This is a genomic window from Profundibacter amoris, from assembly GCF_003544895.1.
GTDB lineage: Bacteria > Pseudomonadota > Alphaproteobacteria > Rhodobacterales > Rhodobacteraceae > Profundibacter > Profundibacter amoris.
Genome location: NZ_CP032125.1, coordinates 133,350 through 154,205 on the forward strand (window position 1 = coordinate 133,350; position 20,856 = coordinate 154,205).

A 20,856-nucleotide genomic window follows, 5' to 3' on the forward strand; every position below is an offset into this window, starting at 1 on the left:
CGATATGAATGATCCTATCGGCGATATGCTTACCCGTATTCGGAACGCCCAAATGCGCGGTAAATCGACTGTTATCACTCCTGCCTCCAAGCTTCGTGCCTGGGTTCTGGACGTGCTGGCTGATGAAGGCTACATCCGTGGCTACGAGGAAATCACCGGGGCCGATGGCCATCCGGCGATTGAAATCAGCCTGAAATATTTCGATGGCACTCCTGTCATTCGCGAATTGAAGCGGGTTTCAACCCCCGGTCGTCGCGTTTACATGGGCGTCAAGGAGATCCCTTCGGTCCGTCAGGGCCTGGGTGTCTCGATTGTCTCCACACCCAAGGGTGTGATGTCGGATGCTGCTGCACGCAATGCCAATGTTGGCGGCGAAGTGCTCTGCACCGTATTCTAGGGGGACTGATATGTCGAGAATTGGTAAAAAAGCGGTCGACCTGCCAAGCGGTGTTAGCGCATCCTTGTCGGGGCAGACCATCGAAGTGAAGGGCCCGAAAGGCACCCTTAGCTTTACGGCAACCGACGATGTAACCATCACGATTGATGGCGAAACCGTCTCTGTCACCCCTCGCGGGTCGTCCAAACGGGCGCGCCAGCAGTGGGGCATGAGCCGCACTATGGTCGCCAATCTGGTGACCGGTGTCACGACCGGCTTCAAGAAAGAGCTGGAACTGAACGGTATCGGTTATCGTGCACAGTTGCAGGGCAACACCCTGAAGCTGACATTGGGTCTGTCGCATGACGTTGATTTCGCTATTCCCAGCGATGTGACGGTGACGGTTCCAAAGCAGACCGAGATCATTGTTGAGGGCATCGACCCGCAACGCGTTGGTCAGGTTGCTGCCGAAATTCGCGCTTGGCGTAAACCCGAGCCCTACAAGGGCAAAGGCATCAAGTATAAAGATGAATATATCTTCCGTAAGGAAGGTAAGAAGAAGTAAGGACCAAAGGCATGGCAAACAGCAAAAGAGACCTGTTTCTGAAACGCCGCCTGCGCGTTCGGAACAAACTGCGCAAAACCGCAGCAGGGCGTCCGCGCCTTTCGGTACACCGCAGCAACAAAAACATCAGCGTTCAGCTGATCGACGATGTAAACGGCGTCACACTGGCATCCGCTTCCACTATGGAAAAAGATCTGGGCGTGGTTGGCAAAAACAACGTCGAAGCAGCCGCCAAAATTGGCGCTGCGATTGCAGAACGCGCGAAAAAAGCCAAAGTGACCGAATGTTACTTCGACCGCGGCGGCTTCCTCTTTCATGGGAAGGTAAAGGCTTTGGCCGATGCTGCCCGTGAAGGCGGCCTCAAGTTTTAGGAGACGATCAGATGGCTAGAGATAACAATCGGGGTAATCGTCGCGATCGCGATGAAAATCCGGAATTCGCCGATCGTCTTGTTGCGATCAACCGGGTTTCCAAGACCGTAAAGGGTGGTAAGCGTTTTGGCTTTGCCGCACTTGTGGTTGTCGGTGACCAGAAGGGCCGCGTCGGCTTTGGCAAAGGGAAAGCCAAAGAAGTACCCGAAGCGATCCGCAAAGCAACGGAAGCTGCCAAACGTCAGCTGATCCGTGTGCCGCTGCGTGAAGGCCGGACATTGCACCACGACATGCAGGGCCGTCACGGCGCTGGCAAGGTTGTGATGCGCACAGCACCTGAAGGGACCGGTATTATTGCCGGTGGTCCGATGCGTGCCGTGTTTGAAATGCTGGGCGTTAAGGACGTTGTGGCCAAGTCGCTTGGCTCGCAAAACCCTTACAACATGATCCGCGCCACCATCGACGGGCTGAAAAAAGAATCCAGCCCCCGCAATGTGGCCCAGCGTCGTGGTAAAAAGGTTGCCGATATCCTTGGTAAACCTGCCGAAGCCCCTGCGGCTGACGCACAGGCAGAAGCATAAGGGAGCGGACAGATGGCTAAAACAATCGTTGTAAAGCAAATCGGTTCTCCGATCCGCCGCCCTGAAAAACAGCGTCAGACGCTGATTGGTCTGGGTCTGAACAAGATGCACAAAACCCGCGAGCTGAACGATACTCCAGCAATCCGCGGCATGGTCGCCAAGATCCCGCATCTGGTCGAGATCATCGAGGAACGCGGCTAGCGCCTCGATTTTCGATAGCAAGAAAAAGAAAACGCCTCGGGAGAACCCGTGGCGTTTTTTTCGTCGGGAAAACGGGTTGGAACGGCATTTGGCCAATTTCCGGTTGTTTCGCGGGCGAAACGGGTTACTGTTTGGCCAAGCCAATTAACCAAAATAACATTACAGGGCGCGCAAATGAAAACGAAAACACCTAACCTGACTGAAATGGGCGTAATGAATCCGGAACAGATTACCGACTATTCGGTTGTGCATGTTGCCGATGATATGGACGTCTTGAAGATCAATTATCGCCGCCCCAAGAATTCCTTTTTGCCCAAGCGCCGCCGATACGAGTTCAAACGGATGAGCAAACCCATGCCGGGGAACGAGTTGAAGGGGGAACAGGTGTTCCGTTACGAGATTTCACCCATTCTGGCTCGCGCCACGGCCGAGCTGGATTCGCTGTTGGCGGATCAAAAGCAATTGACCGCGACCAAACAAAGCCTTCAGCAGGAGTTGGCGGAGCTGAACAGCGAATTCAATGAACGCATTACGCATTTGTCCAAGATGGTCGACGCGCTGGACTGATCTGCTATAGGCAAATTTTTATTTGGCTTTGGCTCGGCTGTTTCCTGTTGTGCGTGAATGGGTATACTGCCCATCCGCGCAGAATCAGGAGAAACCGAAATGTCCTTTACACCGACTGAACAATTCAACGCCGTAATCGCCGCCATTGATGCAGTGAATGCCGAAGACCCTCGCAAGATCACGGTGGACGGCAAAGAATACCCCTATGAAACCGTCTATGCCGAGCGGATGACGGAAATGCTGGAGCGGATGTATCCGGATGCGTCCGAATTGCTGCGCATTGCTGCCCGCGCCCAGCATATCCGCCGCTGGCAGATCCCGCGCGACACCTATCCGCGCAATCGCGAGGGCTATCAGAAGTGGCGTCTGGAGATGCGCCAGCTGCATGCCGATCTGGTGGGCGGTATCATGCGTGAAAACGGCTATAGCGACGAGGATATCGCGCTGGTCGGGTCTTACTTGCGCAAAGAGCGGCTGAAACGCGAGGCAGATTCGCAGGCACTGGAAAATGTCGTCGATGTGGTGTTTCTGGCCTACTACTGGGATGAGTTCATCGCCAAATTCCCTCATTATGACGACGACAAACTGATCGACATTGTTGGCAAAACCCTGCGCAAAATGTCCAGCCACGGGCATCAGGCCGCTTTGGCGCTGGATATGCCGTCAAAAACCGCGAAAATCGTGATGGCAGCGGTTGAACGTGAGAAAGACACGCTGGCCGCAATGGCCGCACGCGAAGCGCAGTAGGTTTGGGTTGATCCCGCCGCCACTTGGGTCTATACGCGCCCGGTGGCGAGTCCTTTCGCCGCGAAATTCAACATTTGAGCCGTGGTTGGTCCTTTCGCTCGTGACCATATCCGGCAAGGAGAGAGCGATATGAAACTGAATGAACTGCGCGACAATCCCGGCGCAACAAAATCCCGCAAGCGTATCGGCCGTGGTCCCGGTTCGGGCACTGGTAAAACCGGTGGCCGTGGTATCAAAGGTCAGAAATCCCGTTCGGGTGTTGCGATCAAGGGTTTCGAGGGTGGCCAAATGCCCCTCTACCAACGTCTGCCAAAGCGTGGCTTCAACAGCCGTAACCGCAAAAGCTATGCCGTTGTGAACCTGAACATCCTGCAGAAATTCATCGACGCCAAGAAACTGGACGCCAAAAAGGCGATCACAGAAGAGGTTTTGCTGGAAGCCGGCGTTGTGCGCCGCATTCTGGACGGCGTGCGTATCCTTGCCAAAGGCGAGATCACGTCCAAGGTAAATCTGGAAGTGACCGGCGCATCCAAGGCCGCAATCGAGGCCGTTGAAAAGGCTGGCGGTAAACTGACGGTCAAAACTCCGGCAGCGGCGGCAGAATAAGCCTTGTGAGCAGGCCTGTGTCTGCTTACATAGAATTTATGTTTTCCAAGCGCCGCCAACCGGAGAACGGTTTGGCGGCGCTTTCATTAACAACGAGGCCCTAAATGGCATCTGCAGCAGAGCAAATGGCAGCAAACATGAGCTGGAGCGCCTTCGGTAAGGCGGGCGAGCTACGCAGCCGTATCCTATTCACCATCGGGTTGCTGATGGTTTATCGTCTTGGCACCTTTATTCCCGTCCCCGGGATTGATGGCGCCGCGTTGCGGGAATTCATGGAAGGGGCCGCAGCCGGCCTTGGGGGCATCTTGCAGATGTTCACCGGTGGCGCGCTTGGCCGGATGGGTATCTTTGCCCTCGGGATCATGCCTTACATCTCGGCTTCGATCATTGTTCAGCTGCTATCGGCCATGTGGCCACCACTGGAACAGTTGAAGAAAGAAGGCGAACAGGGCCGCAAGAAGATTAACCAATACACCCGTTACGGCACGGTTTTGCTGGCGACATTCCAGGCCTATGGTCTGGCAAAATCGCTGGAAGCCGGTGATCTGGTGACAAACCCGGGTCTGTATTTCGAAGCTGCAACCGTGATTACGCTGGTTGGCGGCACCATGTTCCTGATGTGGCTGGGTGAACAGATCACCGCACGCGGCATCGGTAACGGTATTTCGCTGATCATCTTTGTCGGTATTGTTGCCGAAATACCGGCAGCCCTTGCACAGTTTCTGGCACAGGGTCGTTCGGGCACAATCAGCCCCGGTGTGATTGTTGCGGTGATTGTGATGGTGGTTGCGGTGATTGCCTTTGTGGTGTTCATGGAGCGCGCCTTGCGCAAGATCCACATCCAGTATCCGCGGCGTCAGGTTGGTATGAAGGTTTATGACGGCAGCAATTCGCACCTGCCCGTCAAGGTAAACCCCGCCGGCGTGATCCCCGCGATTTTCGCCTCCTCGCTGCTGCTGTTGCCGACAACGATTGCAACCTTTTCGGGCCAGCAAACCGGCCCTGTGATGTCGACCATTCTGGCCTACTTTGGCCCCGGTCAGCCGCTGTATCTGCTGTTCTTTACAGCCATGATCGTTTTCTTCACGTTCTTCTATACCTACAACGTGGCGTTCAAAGTGGATGATGTAGCCGACAATCTGAAAAACCAGAACGGCTTTGTTCCCGGTATACGTCCGGGCAAAAAGACAGCCGAATATCTGAATTATGTGGTGACCCGTCTGTTGGTTCTTGGCTCGGCTTATCTGGCGGCGGTTGCGCTGTTGCCGGAAATCCTTCGTAGCCAGTTTTCCATTCCGTTTTACTTTGGCGGGACATCGGTTCTGATTGTGGTTTCGGTAACGATGGATACGATCCAGCAGGTGCAGTCGCATATGCTGGCCCATCAATACGAAGGCCTGATCGAAAAATCACAACTGCGTGGTAAAAAGCGCCGCAAAAGATCTTCGGGTAGAAAATGAATATCATCCTCTTAGGGCCACCGGGTGCCGGTAAAGGCACGCAAGCACGACGTCTGGTAGAAGAACGCGGCATGATCCAGTTATCAACTGGCGACATGCTGCGCGAAGCCAAGGACAGCGGGACCGAAATGGGCGAACGCGTCGCCAAGGTTATGGCGGCGGGGGAACTGGTCACCGATGAAATCGTGATCGGCCTGATCGAGGAGAAGCTGAAGGGCGACAATGGCGGCGGTTTCATTTTTGACGGCTTCCCGCGCACATTGGCACAGGCCGATGCGCTGGGGGAATTGCTGGAAAAATATGGCAAGACACTGGATGCCGTGATCGAAATGCGGGTGGACGACGACGCACTGATGCGCCGGATCACCGGCCGTTTCACATGCGGCAACTGCGGCGAGGTTTACCATGACGAAACCAAACGCCCCAAGGTTGACGGTGTTTGCGACGTTTGCGGCGCAAGCGACATGAAGCGTCGCGCCGATGACAACGAGGAATCCCTGCGCACACGGCTGATGGAGTATTACAAAAAGACATCGCCACTGATCGGATACTACTATGCCAAAGGCAAGTTGCGGTCGGTAAACGGGCTGGGTGAAATCGACGAAGTTGCGGCATCAATCGCCAAGGCGCTGGGATAAGTCGTAACATCCCTTGACGCACCCTTAAAAACACCATAGATCACCTCATCTCGCAAGAGAATCAACATGCTTAACCGGGCGACGGTCCGCTTTGCATAAAAACCGAATTCAGCGTCAGCCCGCAAGGTTAATCCCTTCGGGCTTTGGTTGTGAAAAAAGGCTCTGGGATTACGGAGCCGCAACGAAAAAGGAAAACGACACGTGGCACGTATTGCCGGCGTAAATATCCCGACCCATAAACGGGTCCCGATCGCCCTGACTTATATCACCGGAATTGGTAACACGACTGCCGAGGCCATCTGTGAAGCTGTTAAAATCGACGAATCCCGTCGCGTTAACGAGCTGTCGGATGCCGAGGTTCTGGCCATCCGCGAATACATCGACGCTAACCTGACTGTTGAAGGTGACCTGCGTCGCGAAGTTCAGATGAACATCAAGCGTCTGATGGACCTTGGCTGCTACCGTGGCCTGCGTCATCGCCGCAACCTTCCTGTACGCGGTCAGCGTACCCACACCAACGCTCGTACCCGCAAAGGCCCTGCAAAGGCCATTGCCGGTAAGAAGAAATAGGAGGGTTTGATCAATGGCACGCGATAAAACACGCACGAAGCGCAAAGAGCGCAAGAACATTGCATCCGGCGTTGCACACGTTAATTCGTCGTTCAACAACACCAAGATCCTGATCTCGGACGTTCAGGGCAATGCGATTGCATGGTCCTCGGCCGGTACAATGGGTTTCAAGGGGTCGCGTAAATCGACACCTTACGCCGCACAGATGGCTGCCGAAGATGCAGGCAAAAAAGCACAGGAACACGGCGTCAAGACGCTGGAAGTCGAAGTTCAGGGTCCCGGTTCGGGCCGTGAATCGGCGCTGCGCGCTTTGGCTGCACTGGGTCTGAACATCACATCGATCCGTGATGTAACCCCGATTGCCCACAACGGCTGTCGGCCTCCTAAACGCCGCCGCGTTTAGTTATTATTTCTACGCTCGGGCTGCCGGTTATCGGTGGTCCGGGTTCGTCATTTTTACCTCGGGCGTTTTCGGACTTGGGACATGATCCGAAAACTTGAATGGAGGCGACACACATGATCCACAAAAACTGGCAAGAACTGATTAAACCAACGCAATTGGTGGTGACACCGGGCGCGAACCCTGCAACGCAGGCCACGGTTGTGGCCGAACCGCTGGAACGCGGCTTTGGTCTGACTATGGGCAACGCGCTGCGTCGCGTGCTGATGTCGAGCCTTCAGGGCGCCGCCATCACCAGCGTCCAGATTGACAATGTATTGCATGAATTTTCGACCGTTGCAGGCGTGCGTGAAGACGTCACCGACATCGTGTTGAACCTGAAAGGCGTTGCCATGTCGATGGAAGTCGAAGGGCCCAAGCGCCTGTCGATTTCGGCCAAAGGCCCGATGGTTGTCACCGCTGGTGACATCTCGGAAAGTGCGGGCATTGAAATCCTGAACAAAGACCACGTTATCTGTCAGCTGGACGATGGCGCCGATCTGTTCATGGAACTGACCGTCAACACCGGCAAAGGCTATGTCGCTGCCGATAAAAATCGCCCCGAAGACGCACCCATCGGCCTGTTGCCGATTGATGCGATCTACTCGCCAGTGAAAAAGGTTGCCTATGACGTTCAGCCGACCCGTGAAGGTCAGGTTCTGGACTATGACAAACTGACGTTGAAACTGGAAACGGACGGATCAATCACACCCGAAGATGCCGTGGCTTTTGCCGCGCGTATCCTTCAGGACCAGCTGTCGATTTTCGTGAACTTCGACGAGCCAGAAGCCGCCAACCGTCAGGAAGAAGACGACGGTCTGGAATTCAACCCGCTGCTGCTGAAGAAAGTAGACGAGTTGGAACTATCGGTCCGTTCGGCAAACTGCCTGAAGAACGACAACATCGTTTACATCGGCGATCTGATCCAGAAAACCGAAGCAGAAATGCTGCGCACCCCGAACTTTGGCAGCAAATCTTTGAACGAGATCAAAGAAGTGCTGTCGGGCATGGGTCTGCATCTGGGTATGGACGTCGAAGATTGGCCACCAGAGAACATCGAAGATCTGGCGAAGAAATTCGAAGACCAGTTCTAGGAATATACGGAGCGGATTTCGGTCCGCTCCGTTTCAATGCCCGCAGTTTGCGGGGAAAGCCGGGCAATACCGCCCCAAGGAGAGCCGCCCACACGCATGGGAGGCCAGACAAAGTATAAACCTGAAGAAGGACTGATAAAATGCGCCACGCGAGAGGCTATCGTCGCCTGAACCGTACTCACGAACACCGTAAGGCATTGTTTGCCAACATGGCGGGTTCGCTGATTGAACACGAACAAATCAAAACCACCCTGCCCAAAGCCAAAGAGCTGCGTCGCATCGTGGAAAAACTGATCACACTGGGCAAGCGCGGCGATCTGCACGCCCGTCGTCTGGCCGCAAGCCGCCTGAAAGAAGATCAGTATGTCGCCAAACTTTTTGACGTGCTTGGCCCCCGCTACAAAGACCGCAACGGCGGTTATGTGCGCGTGCTGAAGGCCGGTTACCGTTACGGTGACATGGCGCCGATGGCGATCATCGAATTTGTTGACCGCGATGTTTCGGCCAAAGGGGCCGCCGACAAAGCGCGTCTTGCTGCTGAAGAAACTGCCGCTGACGAATAATAGTCAGCCAATAGTATGAAAACAAAAGCCCCGCCAATTTGGCGGGGCTTTTTGGTTAGTTTAACGCAGCGACACGTGCGTTGCGTTTATCCATAATTGAGTTTTCAATCTCGCCGATCAAGGTATTCAACTGTTCCTGACCGACAGGAGTGGCCCCTAAAAATTCCAGCAGGTCCGTACGGTCCCCGTCTGGAAGAGACATCAACTTGGCGAAAAGATCTGGATCTATAGTGTTCACGATAACCTTCTTCTTTTAATACGACTCACTAGGTATCAATTTAAGGTTGACGCCAATTGATTCAACTTGTCTAAAAGGACATGTTCGAAAAGACCGTGTTTGATCAAGAGTTGCGAAAATTGGGGGAAATGGCCCCAAAAGGTTACTTCGTTGGCCTGCATATTCGATTCACATCTGCATTGATGTCTTTTCAAACATATGATCCGGCCTGGACGGATCACTATACCGAAAACGGATATGTATTGCGCGATCCGATGACAGCCTGGGGTTTCTGCACCACAGGCTGGACCCGATGGAGCAATCGAATCATCCCCGACCCTTTTGGCATCTTCAAAGAGGCAGCAAGGTTCGGGTTAACCTATGGGGCAACGATCTCTTGTGGGCCAATCCGTTCTAGGACAATTGTCAGCGTGGCGCGGGCAGATCGGGAATTCGAAGATGCCGAGATCGAAGAGGTGCAAGCCATCGCTCTTCGGCTTCATGACATGACCGAACCGCCACACCGGCTTACAAAAGCACAGACTGAGGCGCTTAAATTAATTGCGGATGGTCACAGGCATGCAGCTGCGGCTGCATATTTAGGAATTTCGGAAAGTGCGCTCAAAGCTCGACTGACGTCTGCTCGTCAAAAGCTTATGGCCCGCACCACTGCCGAAGCCATTCAGCGTGCCAAGGACTATGGCCTGATCTGAATGAAATACCTTCCGCAAGGTCCCAACCACCAACCTGCAGGAGGCTGCCATGCAGACCACTACACTTTCGTTCGAAAACATCCACCAAAACGGCGAATTATTCGCCAATATGTTCCGTGCCCGTCGCGAGTTGTTCATTGTACAGAACAAATGGGACCTACCCGAAGCCATGGGAATGGAATATGACCAGTATGACACCCCCGCGAGCCGCTGGGTGGTTGTTCATGACAAGCTGGGCAAGGTTTTGGCGGGCAACCGTCTAACCCCGACCACCGCGCATTGCGGCATCTACAGCTATATGATTCGCGATGCACAGCGCGGGTTGCTGGACACCATTCCTTCAAATCTGTTGTTTGATGAGGCTCCGGTTTCGGAAAACGTCTGGGAAAGCTCGCGCCTGTTCGTATCGCATGATGTGCCGGCCCGCCTGCGCCGCCGTGTTCATGCCCAGTTGGTGTTTGAACTGGCCAAAGCCGCCCGGAACCTCGGGGCGACCCAGTGTTTGACCCTGCTGAACGCCAATTGGCCACGTTGGGCAAAACGGGTTGGTGTGGATATGACAGCCATGGGGCCGGTGATGGAGATCGACGGCATCAACAATCAGGTGGTCTCGATGAACTTTGCCTCGAACCTGCACTAGGAAACGGCCTTCCGTTTGTTCGGAAGGCCCATTTCGCTTTTCTCTTTGGGCGCGGAGGAATAGGTTTGCCATATGGTAGATTTATTCGACACCGCGCCCGAAGCCCCCGAAATGGACGCCCAACGCCCGTTGGCCGACCGGCTGCGGCCGCGCACCCTGTCCGAAGTAATCGGGCAGGAGCAGGTGATCGGGCCGGATGCGCCATTGGGTATGATGCTGGACGCAGGCAGCCTGTCGTCGCTTATTCTGTGGGGCCCGCCCGGCGTGGGAAAAACCACTATTGCGCGGTTGCTGGCGGATGAAACCGATCTGGCCTTTGTGCAGATCAGTGCCATTTTCACCGGCATTGCGGACCTGAAAAAAGTATTCGAATCCGCGAAAATCCGGCGGCAGAACGGCAAGGGCACCCTGCTGTTCGTTGACGAAATCCATCGATTCAACAAGGCCCAGCAGGACGGGTTCCTGCCGCATATGGAGGATGGCACCATCGTTCTGGTCGGGGCGACCACGGAAAATCCCTCGTTTGAACTGAACTCGGCCCTGCTGTCGCGCTCGCAAGTGCTGGTGCTGAACCGGCTGACCCTGGCCGATCTGGAGCGGTTGGCGCAGCGGGCAGAAAAGGAACTGGACCGTGCCTTGCCACTGACCGGCGAGGCCCGCGAGGCTATGTTGGAGATGGCCGACGGGGACGGGCGGGCCTTGCTGAACCTGATCGAACAGGTGATGGCGTGGAAGGGCGACAAGAAACTGGATGTCGAGGCCCTGTCCACCCGCCTGATGCGCCGTGCCGCAATCTATGACAAAAGCGGCGATGAACATTACAACCTGATTTCCGCCCTGCACAAATCGGTGCGCGGCTCTGATCCTGACGCGGCGCTTTACTGGATGGCGCGGATGCTGACGGGGGGCGAAGACCCGCGCTATCTGGCGCGCCGGATCACCCGCATGGCGGTTGAGGACATCGGTCTGGCCGACCCGCAGGCCCATGCCGTTTGCCTGCACGCATGGGAAACCTATGAACGGCTGGGCAGCCCCGAAGGCGAGTTGGCGCTGGCACAGGCGGTGACCTATCTGGCGATGGCGCCGAAATCGAACGCGGCTTATGTGGGGTTCAAGGCGGCGATGGCGGCGGCGAAAAAGACCGGCTCGGAACCACCGCCCAAACATATCCTGAATGCGCCAACGTCGATGATGAAGGATCAGGGGTATGGCGATGGCTATGCCTATGATCACGACGCCGAGGACGGATTTTCCGGCCAGAACTATTTCCCCGACAGCATGAAGCACGGGGTGTATTACCAGCCGGTCGAACGCGGGTTCGAGCGCGAGTTGAAAAAACGGCTGGATTACTTTGCCAAACTGCGTGCCAAACGGCAGGGCGGTTGACAAACCGGCCCTGTGGCATGAAAGAACCTGCATGTCTTATGTAACATTACTTCAGGTCGCCCTTGGCGGCGCAATCGGGGCCAGCCTACGTTATCTGACGGGTGTTGGCACCATCCGTCTGTTCGGCCCCGGGTTGCCCTGGGGGACGTTTGTGGTGAATGTGGTCGGATCCTTCGTTATGGGGGTGATCGTGGTGATGCTGGCCCACAAGGGCATGACGCGGCAACTGGCCCCGTTTCTGATGACCGGTGTGCTGGGCGGGTTTACCACGTTTTCGGCGTTTTCGCTGGATGTGCTGACGATGTATGAACGCGGCGACACAACACAGGCGGCGCTTTATGCGGTAGCGTCAGTGTTCCTGTCGCTGGCGGCAATAATTCTAGGGCTTTATGCAGCAAGGACGTTTTGGTCATGAGTGGTGTTCAGAAAATAGAAGTGGCTGAAGATGATGGCGATCAGCGGCTGGACCGCTGGTTTCGCCGGATGTTCCCGCATATCGCCCAGGGGCGGATCGAAAAGATGTGCCGTAAAGGTGACATTCGCGTTGATGGTGGTCGGGTAAAGGCCAACACGCGCGTGCAGGCGGGGCAGGTGGTGCGGGTGCCGCCATTGCCCGAACCACACGAAATTACCGCGCGGGCCAAAACCTATGACATGATCAGCAACGCCGATGTTGAAATGATGCAGGACGCTGTTCTGTATCGTGACGATTACCTGATTGCGATCAACAAACCGCCGGGCCTTCCGACACAGGGCGGCAGTAAACAGACCCGCCATGTGGATATGCTGGCCGATGCCCTGCGCTTTGGCTATGACCAGAAACCGCGGCTGGTGCACCGGCTGGACAAGGACACCTCCGGCATCCTGCTGCTGGCCCGCACGCGGCAGGTGGCGTCCGCTTTGACCGAGGCCTTCCGTTCCCGCGAGACCCGCAAGATTTACTGGGCCGCTGTTGGCGGTTGTCCTTCGCCAAAGATGGGCACGATCAAATACGGGCTGCTGAAGGCCGGCGGGCATGGTCACGAAAAGATGGTCTGCATCCATCCTGACGATGTGGCACATACGGACGGGGCCAAACGCTCGACCACCGATTACATGGTGCTGGACAGCGCCGCCAAGCGCTGTGCGTGGGTGGCGCTGGTGCCGATCACGGGACGGACACACCAGTTGCGGGCGCATATGGCCGAAATGGGCCACCCGATTATCGGCGATGGTAAATACGGTGGTTCGGGGCAGGAAAATCAGGGCGACGGTTGGGGTGCGCAATTGGGTGGCGAGATCAGCCGCAAAATGCACCTGCACGCCCGCAGCCTGTTGTTTCCGCACCCCATAACCGGCAAGATGGTGAAAATCATCGCACCGATGCCGGCCCATATGAAACAGACATGGTCAACCTTTGCCTGGGACGAACGTGACGTAGCGGATGACCCGTTCGAGGAATATCTATGAGCCAGCCGTTGCGTTTGGCGGTGTTCGACGTGGATGGCACGCTGGTCGATAGCCAGCACCACATCGCTGCGGCGATGGCGCAGACCTATGCGGCCGAGGGGCTGGACAGCCCTCCGCTGGAACAGGTGCGGGGGATTATCGGTCTGTCGCTGCCCCACGCGATGCGGCAGCTTTCGCCTGATCTGACTGATGCGCAGTATGATGCGCTGGTGGAAGGCTATAAGGCGACCTTCAGAAATAAACGCGAGGCAGGGCAGAGCGCGCCGCTTTATGCCGGTATTCGCGATCTGCTGAACGGGTTGGCACAGGATGATCACCTGTTGCTGGGCGTTGCCACCGGCAAATCGCGGCGCGGGCTGGATGCTATGCTGCGGGTTCACGGGCTGGAAAAGATGTTCGTCACCGCACAGGTGGCGGATGATCACCCGTCCAAACCGCACCCGTCGATGCTGCACGCAACACTGTCGGATACGGGTGTTAAGGCCCTGCACGGGGTGATGATTGGCGACACCACGTTTGATATGGAAATGGGCTGTGCGGCCGGTATGGTCAGTATCGGCGTGTCGTGGGGGTATCACGATGTGGACCGCCTGCGGGCGGCGGGGGCTGCGCATATTGTGGATGATACGGTGGCGCTGGCTGCGCTGCTGACAGAACTTTGGGGATAGATCATGGCGGAATGGGCTGCAAAACGGTTTTGGGAAAAGGCCACGGTCGAGGTGGCGGGTGATGGCTATCAGGTGCTGCTGGACGGGCGCAAACTGCGCACGCCGGTCAAAAGTGAGCTGATCGTGCCCAGCCGCGAAATGGCCGAAGCGATTGCTGCCGAATGGCAGGCGCAGGAAGAAAAGATCGACCCGATGACCATGCCGGTCACGCGATCCGCCAATGCAGCGATCGACAAGGTGGGGCCGATGCACGCCGAAGTCGCGGCGCTGGTGTCGGAATATGGCGGCACGGACCTGTTGTGTTACCGCGCGGAATCGCCCGAAGGGCTGGTCAAACGCCAAAGCGAGGCGTGGGATCCGTTGCTGGAATGGGCCGCTGAAACCTTGAAGGCACCGTTGAAAACCACTGCGGGGATCGTGCATGTGAAACAGGATGCCGCTGTTTTGGCAAACCTTGCCAAACGGGTTTCGGATATGGACAATTTCCGCTTGGCCGCGTTTCACGATCTGGTCGGGATGTCGGGCTCGCTGATTATCGGCTTTGCCACGATTCACCGGTTCCTGCCGGTGCCCGAATTGTGGCGCCGCTCCAGAATCGACGAGGACTGGCAAATCGAACAATGGGGCGAGGATGACGAGGCATCCGCAACCGAAGCGGGAAAGAAGGTGGGATTTGAACACGCTGCCCGATTCTATTTTATGGTTAACAATGGCTAATTTGGTTGGAAATTTCGCAATTACCCCCTTGCCTTTTCGATTCATGCGAAAAAGCAGGTCCGATAAGGGCTTAATTCCGAAACCACCCTTGACGTTTTCTTAAATATTGGCCCAAACTAGTGCCCGTTGGGAAAGCAATGCTTTTCCACCGTATCGCTCTCGGTCCTTTCGGGCCGAATAAACCGTTCCAAACGGGACGGACTATCAGGAAGAGGTAAACATGAAAAAATCCGTATTTCTTGGCGCTCTGACAGTTGCCAGCCTGACAGCTGGGATTGCAGCTGCTGGCACACTTGATGACGTGAAAGCACGCGGCAAATTGAACTGTGGTGTGTCCACCGGTCTGGTTGGCTTTGCATCGCCAGATGCAAACGGCAAATGGGAAGGCTACGACGTAGCTGTATGCCGTGCCGTTGCAGCCGCCGTTCTTGGCGACAACACTGCTGTTGAATTCGTTCCGCTCAGCTCGAAGACACGCTTCACCGCGCTGGCTTCTGGCGAAGTTGACATGCTGGCTCGTAATACCACATGGACATTCTCGCGCGACGTTGACCTGAAGTTGGACTTCGTTGGTGTTAACTACTACGACGGCCAAGGCTTCATGGTTCCCAAAGCATTGGGCGTGACTTCGGCCAAAGATCTGGACGGCGCGACTGTTTGTATCCAGACCGGTACAACAACCGAACTGAACCTGGCTGACTTCTTCCGCACAAACGGCATCTCTTACGAGCCCGTACCTGTGGAAAACAACGCTGAATCGCAGCAGCAGTACCTGTCCGGTGCTTGTGACACGCTGACAACAGACGCTTCTGGTCTGGCTGCTACACGCGCAGCATTCGAAAACCCCGGCGATCACATCATTCTGCCGGAAATCATTTCGAAAGAGCCTCTGGGCCCGTTGGTACGTCATGGTGACAACGAGTGGGGCGACGTTGTTCGCTGGACTCTGAACGCACTGATCTCGGCTGAAGAGCTGGGCATCACCTCGGCTAACATCGAAGAGCTGAGCAAGGGCACCAACAACCCTGAAATCAACCGTATCCTCGGCACCGAAGGCAACCTGGGCGAAATGCTGGGTCTGGACGCTGACTGGGCGAAACGTGCGATTTCTTCGGAAGGCAACTTTGGTGAAATCTTTGAAGCCAACATCGGCGAAAAGACACCAATCGGTCTGGCCCGTGGCCTGAACGCACAGTGGACCGAAGGCGGCCTGATTTACTCGCCTCCTTTCCGCTAGGATCCTAACGATCTGGGCGCGGGTTTATCCCCGCGCCCTTTTCACATCTTAACTATTTTAATAAAATCACCTGAGCCGGGGCAGCGGGAAAACTCGCGTCAATAAAAGGCCAGGGAGCATGGGGATGTCTCTTATGACAACACTGACCGACCCTCCGAAGGAGTCGTTCCGCCTTTCTATGCTGCTCTATGATACCCGCTATCGTTCAACCACCATTCAGGTTGTTGCGCTGCTGGGGTTCATGTTGGGCGCAGCTTGGCTGATCAACAATGTTATCGTTAATCTGGCGGCGGCCGGGAAAACCTTTAACTACGGTTTTTTGAAAGAAGCCTCCGGGTATGACATCAACCAGAAACTGATCGCCTATAATTCGCAATCGTCGCACATGCGCGCGGCTGTTGTTGGCTTGATGAATACGTTGCTCGTGGCCGTTATGGGTTGTATCGCAGCGACCATTCTGGGTGTGATTATCGGCGTTCTTCGCTTGTCCAAGAACTGGGTCATTTCCCGATTGGCGGCTGTTTATGTCGAAACATTGCGGAATGTTCCTGTGTTGTTGTGGATCGTGCTGATCATGGCTGCCACATCACACCAGTTGCCTGCCCCTAAAGATTTCCGCGGTGATAATCCTGCCGCAACGATGAAGGTCTTTGACAGCATCGCAGTTACCAACCGTGGTGTATATCTACCCGAACCTCTGTTTTCCAAAGGGTTGGGCGATTTGCCCGTATTCCCCGATAAAGAATCCAAAGCCTGTCAGGCCTTTTATAATCCGGATGGAACACCCGCGACGGCCAAACTGGCCAAATTCTGCGGCACCTTCCAGATCAGCATTGATTTGATGGCGATCCTTGCCGTTTTGATTGCAGGGCTGATAACCAGCAAACTGATCAAGACGCGGGCCGACCAGATACAAAAAGACACGGGCGTACGCCCTGTTACATGGTACTGGCGATTGGCGGTTGTATTCCTGCCGACATTGGCCGTGTTGTATATCCTCGGGTTTTATCTGGGCTATCCAGAACTAAAAGGGTTCAACTTTAAAGGCGGCATTCATATGCGGTCATCCCTGCTGGCGCTCTGGGTTGCTTTGTCCCTATACACGGCTGCATTTATCGCCGAGATCGTGCGTGCAGGTATCATGGCGATTTCCAAAGGCCAGTCTGAAGCAGCGGCTGCGCTAGGTTTGCGTCAAAACCGGATTATGAGCCTGATTGTTCTGCCGCAGGCGCTGCGTGTTATTGTTCCGCCGTTGATCTCGCAATATCTGAACCTGACCAAAAACTCGTCCCTGGCGATTGCGGTTGGCTATATGGATATCACCGGCACACTGGGGGGGATTACCCTGAACCAGACCGGTCGCGAGCTGGAAACAGTTCTGTTACTGATGCTGATCTACCTGATCATCTCGCTGACGGTTTCTTCGGTGATGAACTATTACAACGAACGAACAAAGCTGAAGGAGCGCTGATATGACTATGAATTCCACGCAATCATATGTGCGCACCGAAATGCTTCCGGAGAAAGCACCACCGGTAACCAACGTCGGGATTATCGGGTGGGTTCGGCAAAATCTGTTTGCCACCTGGCTGGATGCGATTTTGACACTGATGGCAATATACATCGCCTACTCGGTTTTGTCTTTCCTGCTGCCATGGATTTTTGGCGGTTTCTGGAATGCAAATTCGCTGAATGAATGCCGGGCAAAAATCATCGAGGTTTACGGTGAATCCCAGAACCGTGCCTGTTGGGGTGTGATCCATGAACGCTTTTGGCAGTTGATGTACGGGTTTTACCCTGAACATTTGTATTGGCGTCCAAATCTGGCCCTTATCCTTCTGTTTGCAGGCCTGGCGCCAATTCTTTTTGGAAGTCTGCCGAAGAAGCTCATTTTGGTATCGGTTGCCGTTCCTTTTATCGCACCCTGGTTGTTGTGGGGGGGCTCTGTCTGGGTTCCTGTTACGGCATTCCTTGGTTTCGTTGTTGGATATCTGGTGCACAAGTTTGTATCGGTGGCAATCAGCCCGCTCCTCGGTTTGATCCTGGGTGTTCTGTCTGCAATCATCTGGTGGCTGTTCCTTATGGGACCGGTCGGGGAGGCACTGCAAAACATCATCCCGCTTGGAATTGAAAGCGTCGAAAGCCGGAAATTTGGTGGCTTCATGCTATCGATCCTGCTGGGGATCACGGGGATTACACTTTCTTTCCCGCTGGGGATTATTCTGGCACTTGGGCGGCAGTCAAATCTGATCATCGTGAAATCGCTTTGTGTCGGATTCATCGAGTTCATCCGCGGTGTGCCGCTGATTACCTTGTTGTTCGTGGCTTCGGTGTTGTTGCAATACTTCCTGCCCAAAGGCACCGAGTTTGACATCATCCTGCGGGTTATGATCATGGTCACCATTTTTGCCGCTGCCTATATGGCCGAGGTAATCCGTGGTGGCTTGGCCGCTTTGCCGAAAGGCCAGTATGAGGCAGCCGATGCGCTGGGCCTTGATTACTGGCAGGCACAGCGTCTGATCATCATGCCGCAAGCGTTGAAGATTTCGATCCCGGGTATCGTTTCAACCTTTATCGGGTTGTTCAAGGATACCACTCTGGTTTCGATCATCGCGATGGCTGACCCGATCCAGTGGGTGAAATTCATCCAGTCCGATTCCGATTGGAATGGCATCATTTGGGAACTCTACGGCTTTGTCGCCTTTGTGTTCTTCATCTTCTGCTTCTCCATGTCCCGCTATTCCATGTATCTGGAGCGCAAGCTTCAGACTGGTCATTAATTAAAGGAGTGACGTAAATGTCTGAATCCGCAACCGCACGCGCCCAGATGTCCATTTCGGACGAGGTGGCAATCGAAATCACCAATATGAACAAATGGTATGGCGCCTTTCACGTTCTGAAAGACATCAACCTGACGGTTCATCGCGGTGAACGGATCGTGGTTTGTGGCCCTTCGGGGTCAGGTAAATCCACATTGATCCGCTGCATCAACCGGCTTGAGGAACATCAGGAAGGAACAATCATTGTCGACGGAACCGAGCTGTCCTCGGATCTGAAAAACATCGACAAGATCCGGTCCGAGGTTGGCATGTGTTTCCAGCACTTCAACCTGTTCCCGCATCTGACCATTCTGGAAAATTGCACATTGGCACCGATCTGGGTTCGCAAGACACCCAAGGCCGAGGCCGAAGCAACCGCGATGCATTTCCTTGAAAAGGTGAAGATCCCCGAGCAGGCCGACAAATACCCCGGCCAGTTGTCCGGTGGTCAGCAACAGCGTGTGGCGATTGCCCGCTCGCTGTGTATGAAGCCGCGCATCATGCTGTTTGACGAGCCGACATCGGCGCTGGACCCCGAGATGATCAAAGAGGTTCTGGATACGATGATCGAGCTGGCCGAAGAAGGCATGACGATGATCTGTGTGACCCACGAAATGGGCTTTGCCCAGGCCGTGGCAAACCGCGTTATCTTTATGGATCAGGGGCAGATTGTGGAGCAGAATGAACCCAAAGAGTTCTTCAACAACCCACAATCCGATCGCACCAAACTGTTCCTGAGCCAGATTCTGGGCCACTAGGAACAAGCAAACCAAACAAAAAGCCCCGTGCGAAATGCGCGGGGCTTTTTGTGTTTTTGGCTGCGGTGACTTAAGTCAGACCGTCCAGTGTTTTCTTCAACTTCTCCATCATCTCGTCGATATGGGATTTTTCGGAAATGAACATCGGCGACAGAATTCCGCAATCACCTGTGAATTTCACATGCATTCCGTTCCAGAACAGATCAACCTGCGCCTGCCCGCCACGCTGGCCCGGTTTGCCGTTCGATTTCAGCTCGACCCCCGCGGCCATGCCGATCCCGCGGATGTCCTTGACCATCGGATGATCCCTTAGCTGGTAAACCGAATCCAGAAAATAGGGCGACATAGTAGCGGCGCGGCCATACATATCGTCATCCTCGTAAATCGACAGCGCGGCCAGACCGGCGGCACAGGCGGCGGGGTGGCCGGAATAGGTGTAGCCGTGGAAAAACTCGATCGCGCCGGGTGCTGCCTTGTCGGAAATCACATCATGGATATTATCGGTTGTGGCCACGGCCCCCATCGGAATGGACCCGTTGGTCAGCGCCTTGGCCATCGTCATGATATCGGGTGTCACGCCAAAGGCATCGGCGGCAAATTTCCCGCCGATACGGCCAAAGCCGGTTATCACCTCGTCAAATACCAGCAAAATTCCGTTTTCATCGCAAATCTGGCGCAACCGTTCCAGATAACCAACCGGCGGGGCAAGGATGCCGGTAGAGCCGGCAACGGGTTCGACAAAACAGGCGGCAATGGTTTGCCCGCCGAATGTATCCACTGCACGCTGCAAATCCTCGGCCAGTTCCACGCCGGTTTGCGGCTGACCGCGCACCATCAACTCGTCCGCGTTCCATGTGTGGCGCATCATGACGATGTTGGGCATCACAGCCGGAAATGATTTGCGATTATTCACCAACCCCGACAGCGAAACGCCACCGATGTTCACCCCGTGATAGGCCCGTTCGCGCGACACAAACCGCGTGCGGTCATTTCCCATGGCAGAATGATAAGCCATCACCATTTTCAACGCGGTATCTATGGCTTCGGACCCCGAATTAACGAAAAAGACGTGGTTGAAGTCCTCGGGCAACAGGCGCGCCAGTTTTTCGGCCAAGGCAAAGCTAAGCGGATGGGACGATCCGAAGGGCGAAACATAGGTCGTCATCTGCATCGCGTCATGCACCGCTTCGATTATTTTCGGGTGGCAGTGGCCGGCGGGGCTGCAGAATAAACCGCTGGAGCCGTCAATCACTTTGCCGCCTTTGTGGTCGGTCATATAGACGCCGCTGGCCTGTGTGATCAGGCGCGGGTTTTCCTTGAACCCCTTGTTGTCGGTAAACGGCATCCAGTATTCCGCGAGCGAATTTGTTTTCACGTCAAAAGCCATGATCGGGTCCTTATCGTCGAATTGTAATGGGGTGTGGCGCGCGATTGCGCCGGATTTCGAGTTTGACATTAGGAGCCGGCTGTGAAT

Annotated in this window: 27 protein-coding genes; 25 read left to right on the top strand and 2 right to left on the bottom strand. The window is 55.1% G+C overall.

Going from position 1 to position 20,856, the window contains the following annotated elements:
* The first annotated feature begins 4 nt into the window (after window positions 1-4).
* The 14 genes from rpsH to rplQ all read left to right on the top strand — a co-directional run bounded on the left by rpsH (window position 5) and on the right by rplQ (window position 8,778).
* A complete protein-coding gene (rpsH, locus tag BAR1_RS00630; protein ID WP_118941227.1) occupies window positions 5-397 on the top strand; it encodes a 30S ribosomal protein S8 in 393 nt (130 codons plus the stop codon).
* A gap of 10 nt (window positions 398-407) precedes the next feature.
* Complete coding sequence (gene rplF, locus BAR1_RS00635; protein ID WP_118941228.1) at window positions 408-941, top strand: 50S ribosomal protein L6; 534 nt, start codon at window positions 408-410, stop codon at window positions 939-941.
* A gap of 11 nt (window positions 942-952) precedes the next feature.
* Window positions 953-1,312 (top strand): 50S ribosomal protein L18, encoded by a 360-nt coding sequence (rplR, locus tag BAR1_RS00640; RefSeq protein ID WP_118941229.1) that lies wholly within the window; start codon window positions 953-955, stop codon window positions 1,310-1,312.
* Window positions 1,313-1,323: 11 nt separating this feature from the next.
* Window positions 1,324-1,893 carry a 30S ribosomal protein S5 gene (gene rpsE / locus BAR1_RS00645; RefSeq protein ID WP_118941230.1) on the top strand — a complete coding sequence of 190 codons (570 nt, stop codon included), beginning with the start codon at window positions 1,324-1,326 and terminating at the stop codon, window positions 1,891-1,893.
* A gap of 12 nt (window positions 1,894-1,905) precedes the next feature.
* Window positions 1,906-2,094 (top strand): 50S ribosomal protein L30, encoded by a 189-nt coding sequence (rpmD, locus tag BAR1_RS00650; protein WP_118941231.1) that lies wholly within the window; start codon window positions 1,906-1,908, stop codon window positions 2,092-2,094.
* Between the two features lie 174 nt (window positions 2,095-2,268).
* Window positions 2,269-2,661, top strand: a complete 393-nt coding sequence (locus tag BAR1_RS00655) for a DUF3461 family protein (RefSeq protein WP_118941232.1) — start codon at window positions 2,269-2,271, stop codon at window positions 2,659-2,661.
* Between the two features lie 99 nt (window positions 2,662-2,760).
* A complete protein-coding gene (locus BAR1_RS00660; RefSeq protein WP_118941233.1) occupies window positions 2,761-3,408 on the top strand; it encodes a DUF4202 domain-containing protein in 648 nt (215 codons plus the stop codon).
* A gap of 129 nt (window positions 3,409-3,537) precedes the next feature.
* The gene (rplO, locus tag BAR1_RS00665; RefSeq protein WP_118941234.1) at window positions 3,538-4,014 is read left to right on the top strand and encodes a 50S ribosomal protein L15; all 477 of its coding nucleotides are present in this window, start codon (window positions 3,538-3,540) and stop codon (window positions 4,012-4,014) included.
* 104 nt (window positions 4,015-4,118) lie between these two features.
* Window positions 4,119-5,474 carry a preprotein translocase subunit SecY gene (gene secY, locus BAR1_RS00670; protein WP_118941235.1) on the top strand — a complete coding sequence of 452 codons (1,356 nt, stop codon included), beginning with the start codon at window positions 4,119-4,121 and terminating at the stop codon, window positions 5,472-5,474.
* Window positions 5,471-6,112: an adenylate kinase gene (locus BAR1_RS00675; protein WP_118941236.1), complete on the top strand. Its 642-nt coding sequence runs from the start codon at window positions 5,471-5,473 to the stop codon at window positions 6,110-6,112. The genes secY and BAR1_RS00675 overlap by 4 nt, the downstream gene beginning before the upstream one ends.
* A gap of 201 nt (window positions 6,113-6,313) precedes the next feature.
* Complete coding sequence (rpsM, locus tag BAR1_RS00680) at window positions 6,314-6,682, top strand: 30S ribosomal protein S13 (RefSeq protein WP_118941237.1); 369 nt, start codon at window positions 6,314-6,316, stop codon at window positions 6,680-6,682.
* 13 nt (window positions 6,683-6,695) lie between these two features.
* Window positions 6,696-7,085, top strand: a complete 390-nt coding sequence (gene rpsK / locus BAR1_RS00685; protein ID WP_118941238.1) for a 30S ribosomal protein S11 — start codon at window positions 6,696-6,698, stop codon at window positions 7,083-7,085.
* Window positions 7,086-7,198: 113 nt separating this feature from the next.
* Window positions 7,199-8,215 carry a DNA-directed RNA polymerase subunit alpha gene (locus BAR1_RS00690; protein WP_118941239.1) on the top strand — a complete coding sequence of 339 codons (1,017 nt, stop codon included), beginning with the start codon at window positions 7,199-7,201 and terminating at the stop codon, window positions 8,213-8,215.
* Window positions 8,216-8,355: 140 nt separating this feature from the next.
* Entirely contained in the window at window positions 8,356-8,778 is a 423-nt protein-coding gene (gene rplQ / locus BAR1_RS00695) for a 50S ribosomal protein L17 (RefSeq protein WP_118941240.1), read from the top strand.
* A gap of 55 nt (window positions 8,779-8,833) precedes the next feature.
* Here rplQ and BAR1_RS00700 read toward each other — a convergent pair whose 3' ends face one another.
* A complete protein-coding gene (locus BAR1_RS00700) occupies window positions 8,834-9,016 on the bottom strand; it encodes a hypothetical protein (protein WP_118941241.1) in 183 nt (60 codons plus the stop codon).
* An 80-nt stretch (window positions 9,017-9,096) separates the two neighbouring features.
* Here BAR1_RS00700 and BAR1_RS00705 point away from each other — a divergent pair, with 80 nt between their 5' ends.
* From BAR1_RS00705 to BAR1_RS00755, 11 genes are all read left to right on the top strand, one after another.
* Window positions 9,097-9,708 (top strand): helix-turn-helix transcriptional regulator, encoded by a 612-nt coding sequence (locus tag BAR1_RS00705; RefSeq protein WP_118941242.1) that lies wholly within the window; start codon window positions 9,097-9,099, stop codon window positions 9,706-9,708.
* Window positions 9,709-9,757: 49 nt separating this feature from the next.
* Entirely contained in the window at window positions 9,758-10,348 is a 591-nt protein-coding gene (locus tag BAR1_RS00710; RefSeq protein ID WP_118941243.1) for an acyl-homoserine-lactone synthase, read from the top strand.
* Between the two features lie 72 nt (window positions 10,349-10,420).
* Window positions 10,421-11,734, top strand: a complete 1,314-nt coding sequence (locus BAR1_RS00715; RefSeq protein WP_118941244.1) for a replication-associated recombination protein A — start codon at window positions 10,421-10,423, stop codon at window positions 11,732-11,734.
* 31 nt (window positions 11,735-11,765) lie between these two features.
* On the top strand, window positions 11,766-12,149 hold the full coding sequence (gene crcB, locus BAR1_RS00720) for a fluoride efflux transporter CrcB (RefSeq protein ID WP_118941245.1): 384 nt from the start codon (window positions 11,766-11,768) through the stop codon (window positions 12,147-12,149).
* On the top strand, window positions 12,146-13,183 hold the full coding sequence (locus BAR1_RS00725; RefSeq protein ID WP_118941246.1) for an RluA family pseudouridine synthase: 1,038 nt from the start codon (window positions 12,146-12,148) through the stop codon (window positions 13,181-13,183). Before crcB ends, BAR1_RS00725 begins: the two co-directional genes overlap by 4 nt.
* Window positions 13,180-13,851, top strand: a complete 672-nt coding sequence (locus BAR1_RS00730; RefSeq protein ID WP_118941247.1) for an HAD-IA family hydrolase — start codon at window positions 13,180-13,182, stop codon at window positions 13,849-13,851. The genes BAR1_RS00725 and BAR1_RS00730 overlap by 4 nt, the downstream gene beginning before the upstream one ends.
* Window positions 13,852-13,854: 3 nt before the next feature.
* Window positions 13,855-14,568, top strand: a complete 714-nt coding sequence (locus BAR1_RS00735) for an ATP12 family chaperone protein (RefSeq protein WP_118941248.1) — start codon at window positions 13,855-13,857, stop codon at window positions 14,566-14,568.
* 220 nt (window positions 14,569-14,788) lie between these two features.
* On the top strand, window positions 14,789-15,805 hold the full coding sequence (locus BAR1_RS00740; RefSeq protein WP_118941249.1) for an amino acid ABC transporter substrate-binding protein: 1,017 nt from the start codon (window positions 14,789-14,791) through the stop codon (window positions 15,803-15,805).
* 133 nt (window positions 15,806-15,938) lie between these two features.
* Window positions 15,939-17,276, top strand: a complete 1,338-nt coding sequence (locus BAR1_RS00745; RefSeq protein WP_118941250.1) for an amino acid ABC transporter permease — start codon at window positions 15,939-15,941, stop codon at window positions 17,274-17,276.
* 1 nt (window position 17,277) lies between these two features.
* Window positions 17,278-18,585 carry an amino acid ABC transporter permease gene (locus BAR1_RS00750; protein ID WP_194295013.1) on the top strand — a complete coding sequence of 436 codons (1,308 nt, stop codon included), beginning with the start codon at window positions 17,278-17,280 and terminating at the stop codon, window positions 18,583-18,585.
* Between the two features lie 17 nt (window positions 18,586-18,602).
* Window positions 18,603-19,382 carry an amino acid ABC transporter ATP-binding protein gene (locus BAR1_RS00755; protein WP_118941251.1) on the top strand — a complete coding sequence of 260 codons (780 nt, stop codon included), beginning with the start codon at window positions 18,603-18,605 and terminating at the stop codon, window positions 19,380-19,382.
* A gap of 70 nt (window positions 19,383-19,452) precedes the next feature.
* Here the strand turns inward: BAR1_RS00755 and BAR1_RS00760 are convergent, their stop codons facing one another.
* Window positions 19,453-20,769 (bottom strand): aminotransferase class III-fold pyridoxal phosphate-dependent enzyme, encoded by a 1,317-nt coding sequence (locus tag BAR1_RS00760; RefSeq protein WP_118941252.1) that lies wholly within the window; start codon window positions 20,767-20,769, stop codon window positions 19,453-19,455.
* Window positions 20,770-20,856: the final 87 nt, after the last annotated feature.

Bases quoted from the DNA above. Each gene is read 5' to 3' on its own strand.
- rpsH (WP_118941227.1), top strand. From the start codon at position 5: ATGAATGATCCTATCGGCGATATGCTTACCCGTATTCGGAACGCCCAA.
- rplF (WP_118941228.1), top strand. From the start codon at position 408: ATGTCGAGAATTGGTAAAAAAGCGGTCGACCTGCCAAGCGGTGTTAGC.
- rplR (WP_118941229.1), top strand. From the start codon at position 953: ATGGCAAACAGCAAAAGAGACCTGTTTCTGAAACGCCGCCTGCGCGTT.
- rpsE (WP_118941230.1), top strand. From the start codon at position 1,324: ATGGCTAGAGATAACAATCGGGGTAATCGTCGCGATCGCGATGAAAAT.
- rpmD (WP_118941231.1), top strand. From the start codon at position 1,906: ATGGCTAAAACAATCGTTGTAAAGCAAATCGGTTCTCCGATCCGCCGC.
- BAR1_RS00655 (WP_118941232.1), top strand. From the start codon at position 2,269: ATGAAAACGAAAACACCTAACCTGACTGAAATGGGCGTAATGAATCCG.
- BAR1_RS00660 (WP_118941233.1), top strand. From the start codon at position 2,761: ATGTCCTTTACACCGACTGAACAATTCAACGCCGTAATCGCCGCCATT.
- rplO (WP_118941234.1), top strand. From the start codon at position 3,538: ATGAAACTGAATGAACTGCGCGACAATCCCGGCGCAACAAAATCCCGC.
- secY (WP_118941235.1), top strand. From the start codon at position 4,119: ATGGCATCTGCAGCAGAGCAAATGGCAGCAAACATGAGCTGGAGCGCC.
- BAR1_RS00675 (WP_118941236.1), top strand. From the start codon at position 5,471: ATGAATATCATCCTCTTAGGGCCACCGGGTGCCGGTAAAGGCACGCAA.
- rpsK (WP_118941238.1), top strand. From the start codon at position 6,696: ATGGCACGCGATAAAACACGCACGAAGCGCAAAGAGCGCAAGAACATT.
- BAR1_RS00690 (WP_118941239.1), top strand. From the start codon at position 7,199: ATGATCCACAAAAACTGGCAAGAACTGATTAAACCAACGCAATTGGTG.
- rplQ (WP_118941240.1), top strand. From the start codon at position 8,356: ATGCGCCACGCGAGAGGCTATCGTCGCCTGAACCGTACTCACGAACAC.
- BAR1_RS00705 (WP_118941242.1), top strand. From the start codon at position 9,097: ATGTTCGAAAAGACCGTGTTTGATCAAGAGTTGCGAAAATTGGGGGAA.
- BAR1_RS00710 (WP_118941243.1), top strand. From the start codon at position 9,758: ATGCAGACCACTACACTTTCGTTCGAAAACATCCACCAAAACGGCGAA.
- BAR1_RS00715 (WP_118941244.1), top strand. From the start codon at position 10,421: ATGGTAGATTTATTCGACACCGCGCCCGAAGCCCCCGAAATGGACGCC.
- crcB (WP_118941245.1), top strand. From the start codon at position 11,766: ATGTCTTATGTAACATTACTTCAGGTCGCCCTTGGCGGCGCAATCGGG.
- BAR1_RS00725 (WP_118941246.1), top strand. From the start codon at position 12,146: ATGAGTGGTGTTCAGAAAATAGAAGTGGCTGAAGATGATGGCGATCAG.
- BAR1_RS00730 (WP_118941247.1), top strand. From the start codon at position 13,180: ATGAGCCAGCCGTTGCGTTTGGCGGTGTTCGACGTGGATGGCACGCTG.
- BAR1_RS00735 (WP_118941248.1), top strand. From the start codon at position 13,855: ATGGCGGAATGGGCTGCAAAACGGTTTTGGGAAAAGGCCACGGTCGAG.
- BAR1_RS00740 (WP_118941249.1), top strand. From the start codon at position 14,789: ATGAAAAAATCCGTATTTCTTGGCGCTCTGACAGTTGCCAGCCTGACA.
- BAR1_RS00745 (WP_118941250.1), top strand. From the start codon at position 15,939: ATGACAACACTGACCGACCCTCCGAAGGAGTCGTTCCGCCTTTCTATG.
- BAR1_RS00750 (WP_194295013.1), top strand. From the start codon at position 17,278: ATGACTATGAATTCCACGCAATCATATGTGCGCACCGAAATGCTTCCG.
- BAR1_RS00755 (WP_118941251.1), top strand. From the start codon at position 18,603: ATGTCTGAATCCGCAACCGCACGCGCCCAGATGTCCATTTCGGACGAG.
- BAR1_RS00760 (WP_118941252.1), bottom strand. From the start codon at position 20,769: ATGGCTTTTGACGTGAAAACAAATTCGCTCGCGGAATACTGGATGCCG.